The sequence below is a fragment of the Rhodococcus sp. IEGM 1406 genome, from assembly GCF_030056745.1.
GTDB lineage: Bacteria > Actinomycetota > Actinomycetes > Mycobacteriales > Mycobacteriaceae > Rhodococcus_F > Rhodococcus_F erythropolis.
This window is the reverse complement of record NZ_JASHKO010000002.1, coordinates 1,070,726-1,086,782: the sequence shown is the minus strand read 5'-3', so window position 1 is coordinate 1,086,782 and position 16,057 is coordinate 1,070,726. Positions and strand designations below refer to the sequence as shown.

Here is a 16,057-nt window from a genome sequence, read left to right as displayed (position 1 = left end):
GGCCTTACTTCAGTTCTGCGAGAACCGTTCCCTGCGTGATTGCTGCACCCGGCTCGACGGACAGTCCGGTGACGACACCGGCCTTGTGCGCGTTGACGGGGTTTTCCATCTTCATGGCTTCGAGAACCGCGATCAGGTCGCCTTCGGCAACTTCCTGGCCTTCGGTCACTGCGACCTTGACGACGGTGCCCTGCATCGGAGCGGTGACGGCGTCACCGGATGCTGCGCCGCCGCCGGCGCCGCCGCGCTTGCGTGCCTTCGGCTTCTTGCGGATGGCACCGGATGCTGCGCCGCCGCCGTTGCCGAGCGAGAACTGGCCCGGGAGGGAAACCTCGACGCGACGTCCACCGACCTCGACGACGACGTTCTGACGCGGCAGAGCCTCGTCCTCGTCGTCGACCGGTGCACCGGAACCGGCGTACGGCTCGATGGTGTTTTCCCAGTCGGTTTCGATCCACTTGGTGTAGATGTCGAACTTCTCGCCGTCACCGACGAACGCCGGGTTCTCGACGATGTGGCGGTGGAACGGGAGGACGGTCGCGAGGCCGTCGATCTCGAACTCGGCCAGAGCGCGCGATGCCCGCTGGAGGGCTTCTTCGCGGGTGGCGCCGGTGACGATGAGCTTGGCGAGCATGGAGTCGAACTGTCCGCCGATGACGTCGCCGGCGACGACACCGGAATCGACGCGGACGCCGGGGCCTGTGGGCTCACGGTAGACGGAAACGGGGCCGGGGGCGGGCATGAAGCCGCGGCCGGCGTCTTCACCGTTGATGCGGAACTCGAAGGAGTGTCCACGCGGGGTGGGATCTTCCTTGATGGAGAGTTCTTCGCCGTTGGCGATGAGGAACTGCTGACGCACCAGGTCGATGCCCGCGGTCTCTTCCGTGACGGGGTGCTCGACCTGCAGGCGGGTGTTGACCTCGAGGAAGGAGATGGTGTCGCCCTGAACCAGGTACTCGACCGTTCCGGCGCCGTAGTAGCCGGCTTCCTTGCAGATGGCCTTCGCGGACGCGTGGATGCGTGCGCGCTGGTCGTCCGTCAGGAACGGAGCCGGAGCCTCTTCGACGAGCTTCTGGAAGCGACGCTGCAGTGAGCAGTCGCGGGTACCGGCGACGACGACGTTGCCGTGCTGGTCGGCGATGACCTGAGCCTCGACGTGGCGGGCCTTGTCCAGGTACTGCTCGACGAAGCACTCGCCGCGACCGAAGGCTGCGATGGCCTCACGGGTGGCCGACTCGAACAGCTCGGGGATTTCCTCGATGGTCTGGGCGACCTTCATGCCGCGTCCACCGCCGCCGAAGGCAGCCTTGATCGCAACCGGTACGCCGTATTCCTTGGCGAATGCGACGACCTCGTCTGCGCCCTTGACGGGGTCCTTGGTGCCGGCAGCCATCGGAGCCTTCGCGCGTTCTGCGATGTGGCGTGCCGTGACCTTGTCGCCGAGGTCGCGGATGGACTGCGGTGACGGACCGATCCAGATGAGGTTCGCGTCGATGACGGCCTGGGCGAAGTCGGCGTTCTCGGAGAGGAAGCCGTAGCCGGGGTGGATGGCGTCGGCGCCGGACTTCTTGGCGGCATCGAGGATCTTGTCGAACACGAGGTAGGACTCGGCGGACGTCTGTCCGCCGAGGGCAAATGCCTCGTCTGCGAGCTTCACGAACTGCGCTTCTGCGTCGGGCTCGGCGTAAACGGCAACGCTGCCGTAGCCGGCATCCTTGGCCGCCCGGATGACCCGTACCGCGATTTCACCGCGGTTCGCGACAAGCACCTTCGTAATGTGCGCGCTGGCATGACTGGGCACTGAGCCTCCTGTGGTTCGCATAGTCTGTCTCCGCGGTGTATTCCTCTGGGATTTCACCATCGGGGGATTGGCATCACTTCGGAGTGTATGCATCGCTTCGGCGCTGGCTGTAACCGGATCGCTAAAGCCCACTCCGGCTTAGGAAACGGTTTCGAAAACTACCGATGAGTAGCTGCCGGAGGTGCCGGTGTCCGGTTCGGCGACGATTTCTTCGACGGTCCGGCGCAGTGCGGCCACGTAGGCGTGAACCGCGGCGTTCGCCGTCTCGTTGCCTGGATACCTGACTGCGAGATTGAGGCCTTGGGGTGTGCGGTTGATCCAGATGTATACGTCGTGCGTGTATGCCTTGCTTCGAAGTGCTCTGGCGTTCCATTCGGGCCACTGTGCGGCCTCGGGTACAAAGCGAACGTCCATGTAGGACACCACGAATCGCGGTCGAATCGGGGTTTCGAGGTGCTCACCGATCCGATCGAACGGGACCGCGGCGGCAGGCTTGACCGAAGCGATCGATTCGGCGGCGCGTGTCGCGAGGTCGCCGAACGAACAGTCCGATCCAACGGCGAACTCGACCGGGCACAGTCCGACGAACCAGCCGAGCGCACCCGCCCACTCCTGAGCGCTGCGGGTGTGAACCGGCGTCACGACCTCGAATTGATCGGACCCCGCGACTTCGCGACCTACGGCCGCAAGTCCGCCGAGTAGTCCGGCGAAATAACCCACGCCGGCTGCTGCACACGTCGAACTGAAGGCCTTGGACTGCTCGGCGTCGAGTAACCAGGTCGACAGGCCGTTCTGAGAATCGGTTCCGCGTTCACCGATCGGTAGCGGGAACTGGGGTAACCCGTCCGTTCCGAGAGCCTTACGCCAGATCTCCACCGCAGCCTTCTCGGCTTCCATGTCGGCCATCTGCTCGCGTTCGACGGCACCGAAATCGACGTAGCTGCCCACCGGGAACAGATTTGCAGCGCTGCCGGTCGAGGCCTCGCGGTACAGCGCTGCAATCTCGTGAGCGACCAGCACGATCGAGAAACCGTCGATGATCGAGTGGTCCGCCGCGAAGAACACGGTGAACGGACCGTCGCCACCGCGGGGCGTCAACGTCGCGAAGACGTACGACGGCCAACTGTGCGGGGACGCGTAATCGTCGAACAGGCGGTGAAGGTGGTCGAAGTTGTCCTGGCTGGACGCGTCGTAGCCGTGGCTGACGACCCCGATGTCGATTCCGCCGATCGGGACGGTGTGCCGGGTGATCTCGCCACTCGAGGGCTCGAGGACGGTATGCGAGCGCAGAACTTCATGACGGTCGATCCAGCGGCCGAGGGCGACTCGGAACGCATCGACATCGAGCGGGCCGGAAATCTCGAAAGCTGTTCCCAGCCAAGACTTGTCGCCCGCGCCTGCGGCGGAACGGTTGAGATGTGCCTCGTGAATGTAGGAGACGGGCCGCGGATCCGGAACCCAAGGCCCGGTTGCGCACGGCAACCATTCGACGAGTGCGCCGGCCGGAATCGCATAGTCGGCCAGTTCGGTGAACTCCATGTTTTCAGCCCCGCAAGTGCCGCTTGATGCGCGCGAGCATGGCCGACATTCCGCGCAGACGGAGCGGGCTCACAGCTTCTGCGAGACCGAGCGCCGAATAGAAGTCGTCGGGTACACCGAGGATCTCGTCCGCGCTGTGACCGTCGAGCCCCTGCGCGAGGATCGATGCGAAACCACGCGTCGTGGGAGCCTCGGGGGGCGCGCTGAAGTACAGACGGACGTTGTCGCGATCCGAATCGTCGACCGAGAGGAACAGCGGCGACTGACATTCGGGGACCGGCTCCATCGCGCTCTGCTCGAGCTCCGCCGGCAACGGCGGTAGCTCTCGGCTGAACTCGAGAAGAAGAGTGAGCTTGTCCGAGGCGCCGACGGCTGCGAAGTCGTCGACGATCTCGGCCAGAGCCGAAGGAAGAGTGCTCATGACGCCGATACGGAGGAAGGAACTGCGCCGGGCTCTTCGCCCTGGACGATCGGGACGCGCACTGCATTGCCCCACTCTGTCCAGGAACCGTCGTAGTTACGAACGTTCGGGTAGCCGAGAAGATGGGTCAACACGAACCAGGTGTGGCTGGAACGCTCACCGATGCGGCAGTACGCGACGATGTTGTCGTCGGCCGACAGACCGCCGTAGATCTCGCCGAGTTCGGTGCGGGTGCGGAAGCGGCTGTCCGGTGCCGCTGCCTTCGCCCACGGGATGCTGAGAGCGCTGGGAATGTGTCCACCGCGCAACGCACCCTCTTCGGGGTAGTCGGGCATGTGGGTGCGCTCGCCGGTGTACTCCTGCGGAGATCGCACGTCGATGAGCGGCCCGTCGCCCAAGTGCGCAAGTACGTCGTCCTTGAATGCGCGGATGGGAGCGTCGTTGCGCTTGACGACCGGGTAATCCGTTGACGTGATGTCGGGAACGTCGAATGCGGTGTCACGGTTCTCGGCGATCCACGCATCGCGGCCACCGTCGAGAAGCCGGACGTCCTCGTGGCCGAACAGAGTGAAGACCCAGAGTGCGTAGGCGGCCCACCAGTTGCTCTTGTCGCCGTAGATGACGACGGTGTCGTCGCGGCTGATGCCCTTGCGGTTCATCAACTCTGCGAACTTCGCACCGTCGATGTAATCGCGGGTGACCGGATCGTTGAGGTCGAGATGCCAGTCGATCTTCACTGCGCCGGGAATGTGGCCGACGTCGTACAACAACACGTCTTCATCGGATTCGACGACCTTGAGGCCCGGCGTGCCGAGATTCGCCGAGAGCCATTCCGTCGAGACCAACCGGTCGGGATGCGCGAACTCGGCAAACGCGGTTGAGGGATCGGGGGCAACGGGCACGGGCGTACTCCTGAAGACGAATCGTTCGGTTCGAACACGGACTTGATCGATTCTATGCGCTGCGCGCAAGGGGAGACGCCCGGAAGCAGGTTCTGCCTGCTCGTACCCGTTGCCGACACTAAATCCTCGGTGTTCCTGCCCCGACGCTCGAATCTCTCAATTGTTCGGTGACACTTCCGATCGGCGTCACGCCCCGGGCGCAGACTTCCCTCAGAATCCGGTCGAGATCGGTGAGGAAATTCACCATGGTTTCGTTTGCCGTGTCGGTGTCCGGGAAGCGCGAACGCAGCGAGAGACCACGGTTCGTTCGCGAAATCCAGAACTGGGCATCGTCGGCGACAGTCACATTGCTGATGTGATGAGCGTTGAGGAGATCATGATCGTCGGTGCCGGGTAGTTTGCGGTAATCGATGTACGACACCATGAAGACGTCAGTGCGCGTGCGTCGAATCTTGTCGCCCAAAGCATCTCGAACCTGGGCCATGGTGACGCCCTCGAGCGTCAACGCAACTCGGAATGACGCGTGCGTATGTGCAAGGGATGCACCGAAATCCGCGTCGGGAGTGATCTGGACCGTGATCGGCGCGCTCGTGGTGAGCCAGCCGATGGCGTCGGCCCAGCGTGGATCTTTGCGGATGTGCAGCGGGAATTGCAGTGGAAGCGTCGCCTGTCCGGTGAACGAGTGGACGGAAAGTCCCATCGCAGTGAGGATTCCGGTGAACACGCTACCGCCGGCGGATAGGCAGATCTCGTCGAACTTCGCGGTCAGTTCCTCGTCGAGCAGCACGCGCACATCGGCGCCCTGAGGCGCGGGCTTTCCTGCCTCGACGCCGAGATCCAAGGGGAAACTCGGCGATGTGCCACCACAAATCTCGTAGAACCTTGCCCACTCTCGGATTCGAGGGTCGTTGTCGACGGGAAGCAGAGCGTCGGCCTCCAGTTCGCAGTACCGCACGAAACTTCCCGGGTCACCCAGTCGGCTCATCACTGCGTCGACGGCCTCGTGGTCGGTCAGCTCGGGTATGGCGATCAGTCCCTCGTAGATCTGTCGCAGTTCCCCGAGAGCGATGACCAACGAGTAGCCGTCGACGAGGGTGTGATCGAAGGCGCTCAGGACCGTGTAGTGCTCTTCGCGTTCGACCGTGGCAAACGTGTAGGCGGGGAAGGTCAGCGGATCGCATACCGTCGTGAATCGCTTCTTGAGGTGCGCTCGGAGGTCTTCGGTCGAATCGAACTTCACAGGTTCCGAAGTCTCGATGTGTGTGCCGTCGGGATCGAGTCCCATTCGGGTGGTGGTGAACTCGCCCACCTCGAATCCTGTGTGCAGAGTGTCATGGCGACTGATGAACAGGCGCAGCGCGAGATCGAGTGCGGGCCGATTCAGTTCTCCGGGAAGGTCGAATGCGGCTGCCATCCACACACTCCGGCCCATGCCGTGTGTTCGCGCAGTCTCGAGATGGAAATGCTGGTTGTACGACGGTGGTACTTCCGACTCGGTGACGGCGCCGTCCGCGGGCTGGAGCGACCATTCGGTGACGATTCCGGGCTCGAGTCCGTATCGATCGATCGAGGTGACATGCATCAGGACGCTCCCTCTGGTGCCGAGAACGAGTAGTCGCCCTGAGCTGCAACAGTTTTGATGATCTTGGAGACGTGCTCGGCGAAGCGGGTGGCCGATTCGTGGGCAATGGGGGTGTCAGGGTGGGACACGGCGATCCAGGTACCGGTGTGCATCCGGTTGATCCACATCGACGCGATCTGCGTCTCTTTGCCGCCGACGATTCCCGTTGCCTTCGTCTCGGCGTAACTGTATGGATCCGGCATGCGGCGGCCGTCGATGTACGAGACGATCGGCGGTGGGGTGAGCGTCTTCGACAATCCGCCGGGTGCGGAATCCGACTCGGCCAAGCTCGACAAAACCAGATCGATGACTTGCTGCACAGAGACATCGAGGAGTGCCTTGCCGTCGTGGTACCCCTGCTGCCCGAGCTTTGCCAACTCGGTGAAGCGTCGCTTGTCGTCGACGTCGATGCCGACCGGGATCAGGTTGATGTACCAGCCCTGTGCAAACGAGTCGGCCTCGGTTCGTGTGCTGACCGGCGAGAGGGCGATGTACTTGTCGCGTCCGGCCAGTTCGAATTCCGCAATCGCGAGGGCGGTGAATATTCCACCGATGAAGTTGGCGCCGTTGGCTTTACAGACCGCACCGAACTTCTCGCACTCGACGTCGTCGGCCAAATCGAAGCGTGAACCGATTGCCGGTTTGGGGGCGTCCTCGGCGCCCAGCGGGAGGGGAAATCCGGGGAACGAGCCGCCGCTGCGCATGAGGTAACCGAGCCACTTGTGAACTTCGGGTGACTGCATCGTCAGCTCGGTTGTCCGCTCGCGCTCGATGCGGCCGAACTGCGCGTAACTTCCCGCCGGGCCCAGTTCGGGATGTGACCCGGTCGTTTCCGCTGCGTAGAGCTGACGTAATTCCGCGTACATCAGCACCATCGAGTTCATGTCTGAATGAGCGTGGTCGACGGCGTGGAACAGGGTGAAACCAGGCGCGGTTTCCGTGTCGGTGTGATCGTGCTCGACGGCACCGAACACGAAGGCCGGCCACTGAAGGGCACTGGTTTCCGTTGCGAACTTGGTTGCGACGAGTGCGCGGATCGCCTCGGATTCGGAGACGTCGTCGCCGACGCGGTACTCGAGTTCGATGCTCTCGACCGGCACCACGTGTCGACGGACCTCGAACGCGGTGTCCGCAGCGTCGGTGGTTGCTTCGTCGAAGGAGAACCAACTGTGCAGCGTGTCGTGGCGACGGACGTAGCGCTGCAGGGCTCGCGTCATGGCGTCGCGGTCGAGTGTTCCTGCGAAATCGAAGGCGATACCGATCCACGGAGACTGCGGATCGCCCTTCTCTGCGGTGACGCGGGCGCGCCGCAGGTGGCGATCCTGCATCGTGGTCGGGGGTAGTTCTCGGTCGATCTCGGCTTCGGCGGCTCGTTGAGCGGAAGCATGCGTGACGCCCCATTCGATTACCCGTCCAGGAAGCGGGTGCCAATGGGTGATCAAGTTCAGATCCATCGAGTAGAACTCCTGCGTGTGTCGTCGAGAAGCCTGCTCTGAAAATGGGCAGACGACGAACTATCCCATCTGGGGGACTGAATTGTCCGAAATACTACAATCTAAACAAGAACAGGTTCTAGAAGCGTCGTGTTCGATTAGGATCATTCGGTGCTTCCGGACCCTTTAGGTGACGCTGTCGGCGCCGACCACAAGGGCGGACGGCGAGCTGGTTCTCTGACGCCCTGGCTCGGGTTGGCGACGAGTCTGGCGGCGGCGTTCATGCAGTTGCTCGACGCGACGATCGTCAACGTCGCGCTTCCGAGTATCGCCGTCGATCTTCAAGCAGGCGTATCGGCGCAGTTGCTCATGGTCAGCGTGTACATCCTGGCTTTTGCGTGTTCGTTGATCACCGCGGCCAGGTTGGGGGACCTGTTCGGTCGTAGGGTTGTTTTTCTGACCGCCCTGTTCGTATTCGTCGCGGCCTCGTTGCTGTGCGGGCTCGCCCAGAGCGCGACGATGTTGATCGTCTTCCGGGGTTTGCAAGGGTTGGCGGCCGGTTCGATGTCCGCCCAGACGTTTGCCATCATCTCGGGTCTGTTTCCGAAGGCCAGGCATCCGCGAGTGTTCGGGATCTACGGTGCGACCATCGGGCTCGCAACGGTCAGTGGGCCTCTGATCGGCGGGCTGCTGATCGAGTGGAATCTCTTCGACTGGGGCTGGCGCCTGATCTTCTTCGTCAACATTCCGATCGGCATCGCTGCCTTGATTCTCGGGTATTTCCATCTCGTCGATGCTCGCGCTGAGCATGTGCGCTCACTGGACCTCATCGGCGCCGCACTGTCATCGCTGGCGCTGTTCCTGCTGATCCTTCCCCTGGCCGAGGGAAGGGCGCGTGGATGGCCCACAGGTCTTGTTGTCATGCTCGCGATGTCGGTGCCGGTGGCATTGGCGTTTGTGCTCTACGAATCGCGTCTGGGGAAACGAGGCGGCGATCCGGTCCTTCGTCTGGAGCTTTTCCGTGACCGAGCCTTCGCGATCGGCGCGGTTCTTGCGTTCGTATTCTTCGGAACCCTGACTTCGTTGATCTTCACCATCAGTCTCACGCTTCAGTTCGGGTTCGGGTTTTCCGCATTGCGAGCGGGCGTGATGACGCTCCCGTGGGCCGTCGGCATGGGCGTGGCTGCGGTTCTCTCATCCGCGGTGTACCGGATGCTTGGAAACCGCGTCCTGATCTTGGGGATGGTCGTCTTTGCCGGCTCGCTGATCGCGTTGTCGGTCATCCTCGAACACGAAGGAACTGATCCGCGCTGGCTCGCGCTCGCCGGTCCTCTCCTCCTCGGGGGCGCAGGGCTCGGACTGTTCGTGGCGCCACTGCAAACCGCGATCCTCGCGACGGTCGAACCCGCGCACGCGGGTTCGGTGTCGGGACTGCTACCGACCGTTCAGCAGGTTGGCAGCTCGATCGGACTGGCCTTGATCGGAGTGGTGTTCTTCTCGCTGGTCGCGGGGCAAGCTCCGCAAGCAGTGCAGGGGGAGCGGCCCGAGTACGTTGCGAATCTTGAAGCTGCCGGCGTGAATCCCGGCCTGGTCGACATCGCCGAAAAGGCATTTGTCGATTGCGCGACAAGTCAATTGGCATCCGGAACGCCGATGGAGGTGGCGCCGGAATGTCGCCGCGAAGGAACTGCCGGCGCCGGGGGCCAATCCGTTCAAGTGGCAGTTGATGCCGCGTACGCATCTACTCGCGCGGCGGCCGGCGAAGCGTTTCTCGAAGCCCAACGCCGCGTGCTCGCGATCATCGCAGCAATTGCGCTCGGCATCGGATTGGCCTCGACTGCCCTGCCGCGGGTCAATTCCCCAGTCTGAAAAAATACCCTTGACTCGAACGGGTGTTCGAGTATTCTCCTGAGTAGGGGATCGGGGTATTCAATGAGCGTGCTGTTGTCGGATGTGGTGTCCGGTTCTGCAGTGGGGTTGCGCGGACGACTGTGGCGGTTGACGGCTTCTGAGTTGCGTGCTGCTGCGGTGTCGGCGAGTGTGGAGATTCTTCGTCTCGAGGCTGTGCGGGTGGCGGTGGTGGACGAGTTGTCGTTGCGGCCGGATGATCAGGTGATCGCGAGCCGCGGGGTGGGTTGCTGGTTGGCGGCAAACACGATGCTGCAGGTCCGGGACGGGAAGAAGATCGCCGCCCTGGGTGCTGCGCTACGACCGTTTCCGGCGGTGACTGCCCGGTTCGATGGCGGGGACTGCTCCTTCGATCATGCCGTGTTGATCGTGGCGTTCTGCGAGTCACCGCCGAAGGGCATGCCGGAGGAGGCGCTCCCTCGCTGTATCGATTTGTTGTTGGCTGCCGCGTCGGGGGTGGAGGCCACGACCACGAAGGTGCGGAACGTGATCGCGACCTTGGAGCGAGTGTTCGAGTCCGATGAGGTTCCGCCCGCCGAGGATGTGGATCGGAATGAGTTGCGGATCGCGTCGACGTTGAATGGTCGGGTGGTGGTGCGCGGCGATTTCGATGCTCTCACCGGGGAAATGTTGTTGTCGGCGTTGTCGAATCTGACGATGCCCACCCCGGCACCCGATGGAACGCCGGATTCGCGGTCGGCGGCGAAGCGGACTGCGGACGGGTTCACCGAACTGATCCGCCGGTATTTGGACTGCGCCAAGACCGGTACGGATGGTGGTCAGCGGCCGCATGTGAACGTGCACATCAACGCCCGTGATTTGGCTGAGCATCGGGGTTGTGCCGCACAGTCTTCGGATTCGGGTGATGACGGCTCACTGGAGCCGGCCGATCTTGATGTCGGGCACATGCCCTGGCTCGGACCACTGTCCGTCTCGCAGACCAGACTCCTCGGATGTGACTGCTTCCTCTCGACCGTTCTGCTCGACGGTCACGGGGCTCCGCTCGATGCGAAACCCGGGAAACGGTTGGTCTCTGCGGAGCAGCGCGTGGCGTTGATCGCGAGAGACAAGGGCTGCGCCTTCCCGGGGTGTGCGTGTGTACCGGCCTGGACCGACGCGCACCACATCCGGCACTGGGCCAACGGCGGGCCGACGGTGATGAACAAGCTTGTCCTGCTGTGCCGTTCGCATCACCGGTTGATGCACCGAAAAGCCGGGTTCGTCGGGAAATGGGTGATCCGGATCGGAGTCGACAACAAACCGTGGTTCATCCCGCCGCCCTCGATCGATCCGCGGCAGCACCCGCGACCGGCGAACACCACATTCAAACCTGAGGGGTCAAACCTCTTCGGCGACAACAAAAACGACCAGCTTCGCATCGGCATGAACCCGATGCGAGGCTGGTCAGTGGTGCTTGAAAAAAACTTGCTTGGAGAAACCGTGCGTGGAGAAATCGTGTCAGAAGATGCTCTGCGTGCGCCAGAGATCCGAGACGGAAACCCCGACACGCTCGAGAAGTGTTCGTACCAAAGGTAATCCGATACCGATGACGCTCGATGGATCACCCTCGATTCTCTCCACGAACCAGCCGCCGAGACTGTCGAGCGTGAATGCTCCGGCGACTTGGAGCGGTTCGCCCGTTGCCAGGTACGCCTCGAGATCTTCGGTGGACGGTTGCGCGAAATGAACCACTGTTGCGCTGTGATCCGAGGCCATGCGAACGATGCGGCCGTCGGCGACGCGTAGGACACAGTGCCCGGTCAAGAGAGTGGCGCTGCGTCCGGCCATTGCGGCCCATCGCTTTCGGGCGATGTCTACGCTGCCCGGCTTGCCTTGAAGTTGCCCGTCGATCAGGAGCATCGAATCGCACCCGACAACGACTACGTCGGTGAGATTGTCGGCGGCGAGGCCGGGGACGATTTCGGCGGCCTTGGCTTCCGCCAGCACCGTCACGACTTTTTCGGGAGCGGCGTCGGGGCCGAGGTTGTCGGCAATCTTGTCCTCGTCGACGCCGGAGACACGCACAAGCGGCGAAACCCCGGCCGCCCGCAGAACTGCGAGGCGAGCCGGGGACGCTGAAGCTAGAACCAGTTGAGTCACGTCAGCAAGTGATCGTCAGCTGCGACGGATCGCGGGGTTCAGGTACGCGTACGGCGAGAACGGCGCACGCGTGCGGTGGAACTGAGTCGGATCGCCCCAGGTCTCCGCGGGAACATTCGACTCGGGAGCCTGACCGCTGCCTGCAGCCGCGGCAAGCACGCTGACCAGTGCGGCGATCTCGACGTCGGTGGGCGAACCCTTGACGATCTTGATGACCGACGCGTCGGAGGTCGACGTCTCGGTCAGCTCCGTGAGCGAAGCGTCCGTCGCGCTTCCCTCGACGACCGTACCGTTGGTCGGTGCAGTCTCCGCCAGTGCGACATCTTCGCTGAGAATGTCCTCGGTGGTTGCGGTCATAGGGGAATGTTCCCATGCTTCTTGGGCGGAAGGGAAACGGCCTTGCGCTCGAGCAGTCGCAATGCGGAAACGATTTGTCCGCGGGTGTGCGACGGAGGAATGACAGCGTCGACGTATCCGCGCTCAGCGGCGACGTACGGGTTGACGAGGGTGTCCTCGTACTCGTTCTGCAGCTTGAGGCGCAATGCATCGACGTCTTCGCCGTTCTTCGCGGCTTCGAGAAGCTGCTTGCGGTAGACGAATCCGACAGCTCCGGATGCACCCATGACGGCGATCTGAGCGGTCGGCCATGCCAGGTTCACGTCGGCGCCCATGTGCTTGGAGCCCATCACGTCGTACGCTCCGCCGTAAGCCTTGCGGGTGATGACCGTGATCTTGCCGACCGTTGCTTCGCCGTACGCGTAGAGGAGCTTCGCGCCGCGACGGATGATGCCGTTGTATTCCTGCTCGGTTCCGGGGAGGAAACCGGGAACGTCGACGAGGGTGATGATCGGGACGTTGAACGCGTCGCAGGTACGCACGAAGCGAGCGGCCTTCTCCGAGGCGTCGATGTCGAGGCAGCCCGCGAACTGGGTGGGCTGGTTGGCGACGATGCCGACCGAGCGGCCGTCGACGCGACCGAAACCGACGATGATGTTCATCGCGCGCTCGGCCTGGACCTCGAGGAACTCGTCGTCGTCGAGGATGCGACGGATGACCTCGTGCATGTCGTACGGCTGGTTGGCCGAATCCGGGATGAGGGTGTCGAGTTCGATGTCCTCAGCGGTCAGGCTGTCTTCGATCGAACCGACGATCGGGTCGGTGATCTCACCGCGGGGAGCTGCTGCCTGGTTGTTGGACGGCAGGTAGCTGAGCAGGTCCTTGACGTAGTCGAGGGCATCCTGCTCGCCGGAAGCGACGTAGTGGGCGACTCCGGACTTGACCATGTGGGTGCGAGCACCACCGAGGTCTTCCATCGTGACGTCTTCGCCGGTGACTGTCTTGATGACGTCGGGGCCGGTGACGAACATCTGGGAAGTCTCGTCGACCATCACGACGAAGTCGGTCAGTGCGGGGGAGTAGACGTGGCCGCCGGCGGCGGGTCCCATGATCAGTGAGATCTGGGGGATGACACCCGAGGCCTGGACGTTGCGGTGGAAGATCTCGCCGTAGAGGCCGAGCGAGACGACGCCTTCCTGAATGCGCGCGCCTGCACCTTCGTTGATGCCGACGAGGGGGCGACCGGTGCGGATCGCGAGGTCCATGACCTTGACGATCTTCTCACCGTAGATTTCGCCGAGCGATCCGCCGAAAACGGTGGCGTCCTGTGAGAAGACACAGACGTCGCGGCCGTCGATGGTGCCGTAACCGGTGACGACGCCGTCGCCGACCGGGCGGTTGTCAGCGAGACCGAAGTTCACACTTCGGTGCCGTGCCAGTGCGTCGAGTTCGACGAAGGAGCCCTCGTCGAGGAGGGCGGTGATGCGCTCGCGGGCGGTCAGCTTGCCTTTGGCGTGCACCTTGTCGATGGCGGCTTCGCCGCTCGGTGCCTGCGCCTGGGCTTGGCGATTCCGCAGGTCCGCGAGCTTTCCCGCGGTCGTGTGGATATCGGGTGCGGCCGCCGCCTCCGGCGCGTTCGGCTCTTGGACAGTGGTCATGGACGTGAGCTTAACGAGAGTGCGTGGGGGGCTTCGAAGGCAGGTCCGATTGTCGCTGTCTTGCAGGCTCAAGCTACTGACCAGTACATTCTCGCTGTCGTCATAGGCTGGGGCTATGTGGACCGACTTGAACCGCCCGCCCCTCGACGGCAATGCCCTACGACGCGCACTCGTGCGCAGTGACAACGACGACGCGCGCGTTTTCTGGAACCGCCTCGACGTTGTCGAGGAGACCGGTTCGACGAACGCGGATCTCCTTGCGCGAGCGGCAGATCCGGATGCCGACCGTCACGTTCTGATCGCCGAGTATCAGGCGAGTGCCCGCGGCCGTCATTCGCGCACTTGGGTGAGTCCGCCGCAAGCGCAGATCTCGATGTCGGTTCTGCTGTCGATGCCTGGAATGAATCTCACGGACATGGGTTGGCTCCCGCTACTGTCGGGAATCGCGGTCGTCGACGCGCTGCGGAACGTGGCCGAAGTGCCCGCAGAACTCAAGTGGCCGAACGACGTTCTCATCGGTGACAAGAAGGTCGCCGGAATTCTGGCCGAGGTGGCAAGGACAGCGCCCGATCCCGCGGTGGTGGTGGGCATCGGGTTGAACGTGAGCCTGGGTGTCGAGGAGCTGCCCGTCCTGACCGCTACATCACTCCTCATCGAAGAAGCATCGACTGTCGACCGCGACACCCTCGTTCGAGCAATTGCCCGTGAGTTGGCGACGCAATTCCGTGCTTGGGAATCGTCGAAATGGGATACATCTGTGTTGGCTGCCGAATACCGGCAGCGCTGCGGGACGCTGGGCAAACGAGTCCGCGCGGTTTTGCCGGGCGACAAGGAGGTGTTCGGTATCGCGACCGACGTCGACACTTCCGGACGCGTCGTCATCGAAATCGAGGGAACAGATGGGGAGACCTTTGCGGTCGCAGCAGGTGATATCACGCACCTTCGCGCCGCCCCGGTCACCGAATCGTGAACGTTGCCGGATTTTCTGGCACCAAAGTGCTAATTTTTGGCCCGGACCGGTTTTCGAACCAACCGTCCGTCCTTCATTTCACTCAACTGCGGGATTTACCGAGCTGCCTAGGGGCGTCATGACCACACCGATCGTTGTTCCGACCGAAGCCGAGACGGCCGAGAGCGCTCGCCGCGTACTCACCGGCGTGACGGTGCTGCTCGGTGTCCTCACATTGGGCCTGGGTATCGCGGTACTCGCGTGGCCGGATGCCACCCTGTTCGTGGTCGCGGTTGTCATTGCGATCCAGCTGTTCGGATTCGGAATCGTTCAGATCATCCGTTCGTTCGCGGACGTGACAGCTTCGGGTGGAACTCGCACGCTCGTCGCGATCTCCGGCGCGTTGGCAGTGCTCCTCGGATTCTTGGTTCTCCGTAGCCCTTTGCAGACGGTGGTTCTGATCGCGTTGGTGATCGGTGCCTGGTGGGTATTCCGTGGCGTTCTCGATCTGGTCGACGCGGCGTCCGGGCACACCGTCGATCGCGGTCTGTCGATCGTGCTCGGAGTCATCAGCATCGTCGCGGGTGCAATCGTCCTTCTGCAGCCCGAACTCTCGCTCGACGTCTTCCGCATCGTGGTCGGCGTGTGGATGGTGCTGTACGGCATCATCATCGTCGTGACCCCGTTGGTGCTGCGAAAGATCGCTCAGCCCTGAGCGTTGCCCTGAACGTGGGTGTGCCTGAAAGTGGGTGTGCCTGAAAGTCGGTGCGGGATGGCAGACTTCCCGTCATGGGATATCCCGAAGACGCCCTCGCTCAGGACGAGGAACTGATACTGCATCGCCATCCTCATTGGAAGATGTTGGTGCTTCCGGCGCTGACGTTCGTGCTTGCGACGGCCGTCGCCGGGTTCTTGTTGGGCCTCGCACAGACGAGATTGGACGGCACGGCTCGCACCGTGTCGTCCATCGCCATCGGAATCATCTGGCTCGGTGTCGTGGCCTGGCGATCGGTTGCGCCGTTCACGGTCTGGAAGTTCACGCATTTCATCGTCACCGATCGGCGAGTGCTCATCCGCCACGGAGTGCTCACGCATACCGGTATCGACATCCCCATGGGGCGGATCAGCAATGTTCAGTTCCGCCACGGCTTGATCGATCGAATGCTCAAGACCGGAACTCTGGTCATCGCCTCTGCCAGTGACGATCCGCTCGAGTTCGACGACATTCCTGACGTCGAGCACGTTCACGCCCTGCTGTATCACCAGGTTTTCGATTCCATGCAGCAGCCACCATCGCAGCCACCGCAGCGGCCGGCGGGTGAAAACGACGACCCGAACGATCGAAATGGCTGGTAATCAACGTGCAAAGGCGTGTTGTCCGTAGTCTGT

The 16,057-nt window shown here is 62.9% G+C and carries 13 protein-coding genes and 1 pseudogene; 5 read left to right on the top strand and 9 right to left on the bottom strand.

Annotation, left to right across the window (positions count from 1 at the left end):
- Positions 1-4 precede the first annotated feature (4 nt).
- From QM596_RS14445 to QM596_RS14420, 6 genes are all read right to left on the bottom strand, one after another.
- On the bottom strand, positions 5-1,801 hold the full coding sequence (locus tag QM596_RS14445; protein ID WP_019747743.1) for an acetyl/propionyl/methylcrotonyl-CoA carboxylase subunit alpha: 1,797 nt from the start codon (positions 1,799-1,801) through the stop codon (positions 5-7).
- Between the two features lie 138 nt (positions 1,802-1,939).
- Positions 1,940-3,340 carry a condensation domain-containing protein gene (locus QM596_RS14440; protein WP_020969197.1) on the bottom strand — a complete coding sequence of 467 codons (1,401 nt, stop codon included), beginning with the start codon at positions 3,338-3,340 and terminating at the stop codon, positions 1,940-1,942.
- A gap of 4 nt (positions 3,341-3,344) precedes the next feature.
- On the bottom strand, positions 3,345-3,761 hold the full coding sequence (locus QM596_RS14435) for a SufE family protein (RefSeq protein ID WP_019747745.1): 417 nt from the start codon (positions 3,759-3,761) through the stop codon (positions 3,345-3,347).
- Positions 3,758-4,663: a sulfurtransferase gene (locus QM596_RS14430; protein WP_019747746.1), complete on the bottom strand. Its 906-nt coding sequence runs from the start codon at positions 4,661-4,663 to the stop codon at positions 3,758-3,760. Before QM596_RS14430 ends, QM596_RS14435 begins: the two co-directional genes overlap by 4 nt.
- 118 nt (positions 4,664-4,781) lie before the next feature.
- Positions 4,782-6,245: a condensation domain-containing protein gene (locus QM596_RS14425; RefSeq protein ID WP_020969198.1), complete on the bottom strand. Its 1,464-nt coding sequence runs from the start codon at positions 6,243-6,245 to the stop codon at positions 4,782-4,784.
- Positions 6,245-7,738: a condensation domain-containing protein gene (locus QM596_RS14420; RefSeq protein WP_283309230.1), complete on the bottom strand. Its 1,494-nt coding sequence runs from the start codon at positions 7,736-7,738 to the stop codon at positions 6,245-6,247. The genes QM596_RS14425 and QM596_RS14420 overlap by 1 nt, the downstream gene beginning before the upstream one ends.
- A gap of 150 nt (positions 7,739-7,888) precedes the next feature.
- On the opposite strand from QM596_RS14420, the gene QM596_RS14415 reads away from it, so the two are divergent.
- Both QM596_RS14415 and QM596_RS14410 read left to right on the top strand, forming a co-directional pair.
- The gene (locus QM596_RS14415; protein WP_283309229.1) at positions 7,889-9,586 is read left to right on the top strand and encodes an MFS transporter; all 1,698 of its coding nucleotides are present in this window, start codon (positions 7,889-7,891) and stop codon (positions 9,584-9,586) included.
- Between the two features lie 63 nt (positions 9,587-9,649).
- Positions 9,650-10,954: pseudogene (locus QM596_RS14410) on the top strand (HNH endonuclease signature motif containing protein); the annotation flags it as partial.
- A gap of 129 nt (positions 10,955-11,083) precedes the next feature.
- On the opposite strand, the gene QM596_RS14405 reads toward QM596_RS14410, so the two are convergent.
- Genes QM596_RS14405 through QM596_RS14395 form a run of 3 tightly spaced genes read right to left on the bottom strand, consistent with a single transcriptional unit; the run spans position 11,084 to position 13,719 of the window.
- Positions 11,084-11,725, bottom strand: a complete 642-nt coding sequence (locus QM596_RS14405; protein ID WP_007731146.1) for a Maf family protein — start codon at positions 11,723-11,725, stop codon at positions 11,084-11,086.
- Positions 11,726-11,740: 15 nt separating this feature from the next.
- Positions 11,741-12,082 carry an acyl-CoA carboxylase subunit epsilon gene (locus tag QM596_RS14400; RefSeq protein ID WP_283309228.1) on the bottom strand — a complete coding sequence of 114 codons (342 nt, stop codon included), beginning with the start codon at positions 12,080-12,082 and terminating at the stop codon, positions 11,741-11,743.
- Positions 12,079-13,719, bottom strand: coding sequence for an acyl-CoA carboxylase subunit beta (locus QM596_RS14395; RefSeq protein ID WP_003940853.1), 1,641 nt, complete (start codon positions 13,717-13,719; stop codon positions 12,079-12,081). The genes QM596_RS14400 and QM596_RS14395 overlap by 4 nt, the downstream gene beginning before the upstream one ends.
- Before the next feature lie 115 nt (positions 13,720-13,834).
- Between QM596_RS14395 and QM596_RS14390 the strand changes: the two genes are divergently transcribed.
- From QM596_RS14390 to QM596_RS14380, 3 genes are all read left to right on the top strand, one after another.
- Positions 13,835-14,689: a biotin--[acetyl-CoA-carboxylase] ligase gene (locus tag QM596_RS14390; protein WP_283309227.1), complete on the top strand. Its 855-nt coding sequence runs from the start codon at positions 13,835-13,837 to the stop codon at positions 14,687-14,689.
- Between the two features lie 118 nt (positions 14,690-14,807).
- On the top strand, positions 14,808-15,383 hold the full coding sequence (locus QM596_RS14385) for an HdeD family acid-resistance protein (protein ID WP_003941007.1): 576 nt from the start codon (positions 14,808-14,810) through the stop codon (positions 15,381-15,383).
- A gap of 74 nt (positions 15,384-15,457) precedes the next feature.
- Entirely contained in the window at positions 15,458-16,024 is a 567-nt protein-coding gene (locus tag QM596_RS14380) for a PH domain-containing protein (RefSeq protein ID WP_021343702.1), read from the top strand.
- The last annotated feature ends 33 nt before the right edge of the window (positions 16,025-16,057 follow it).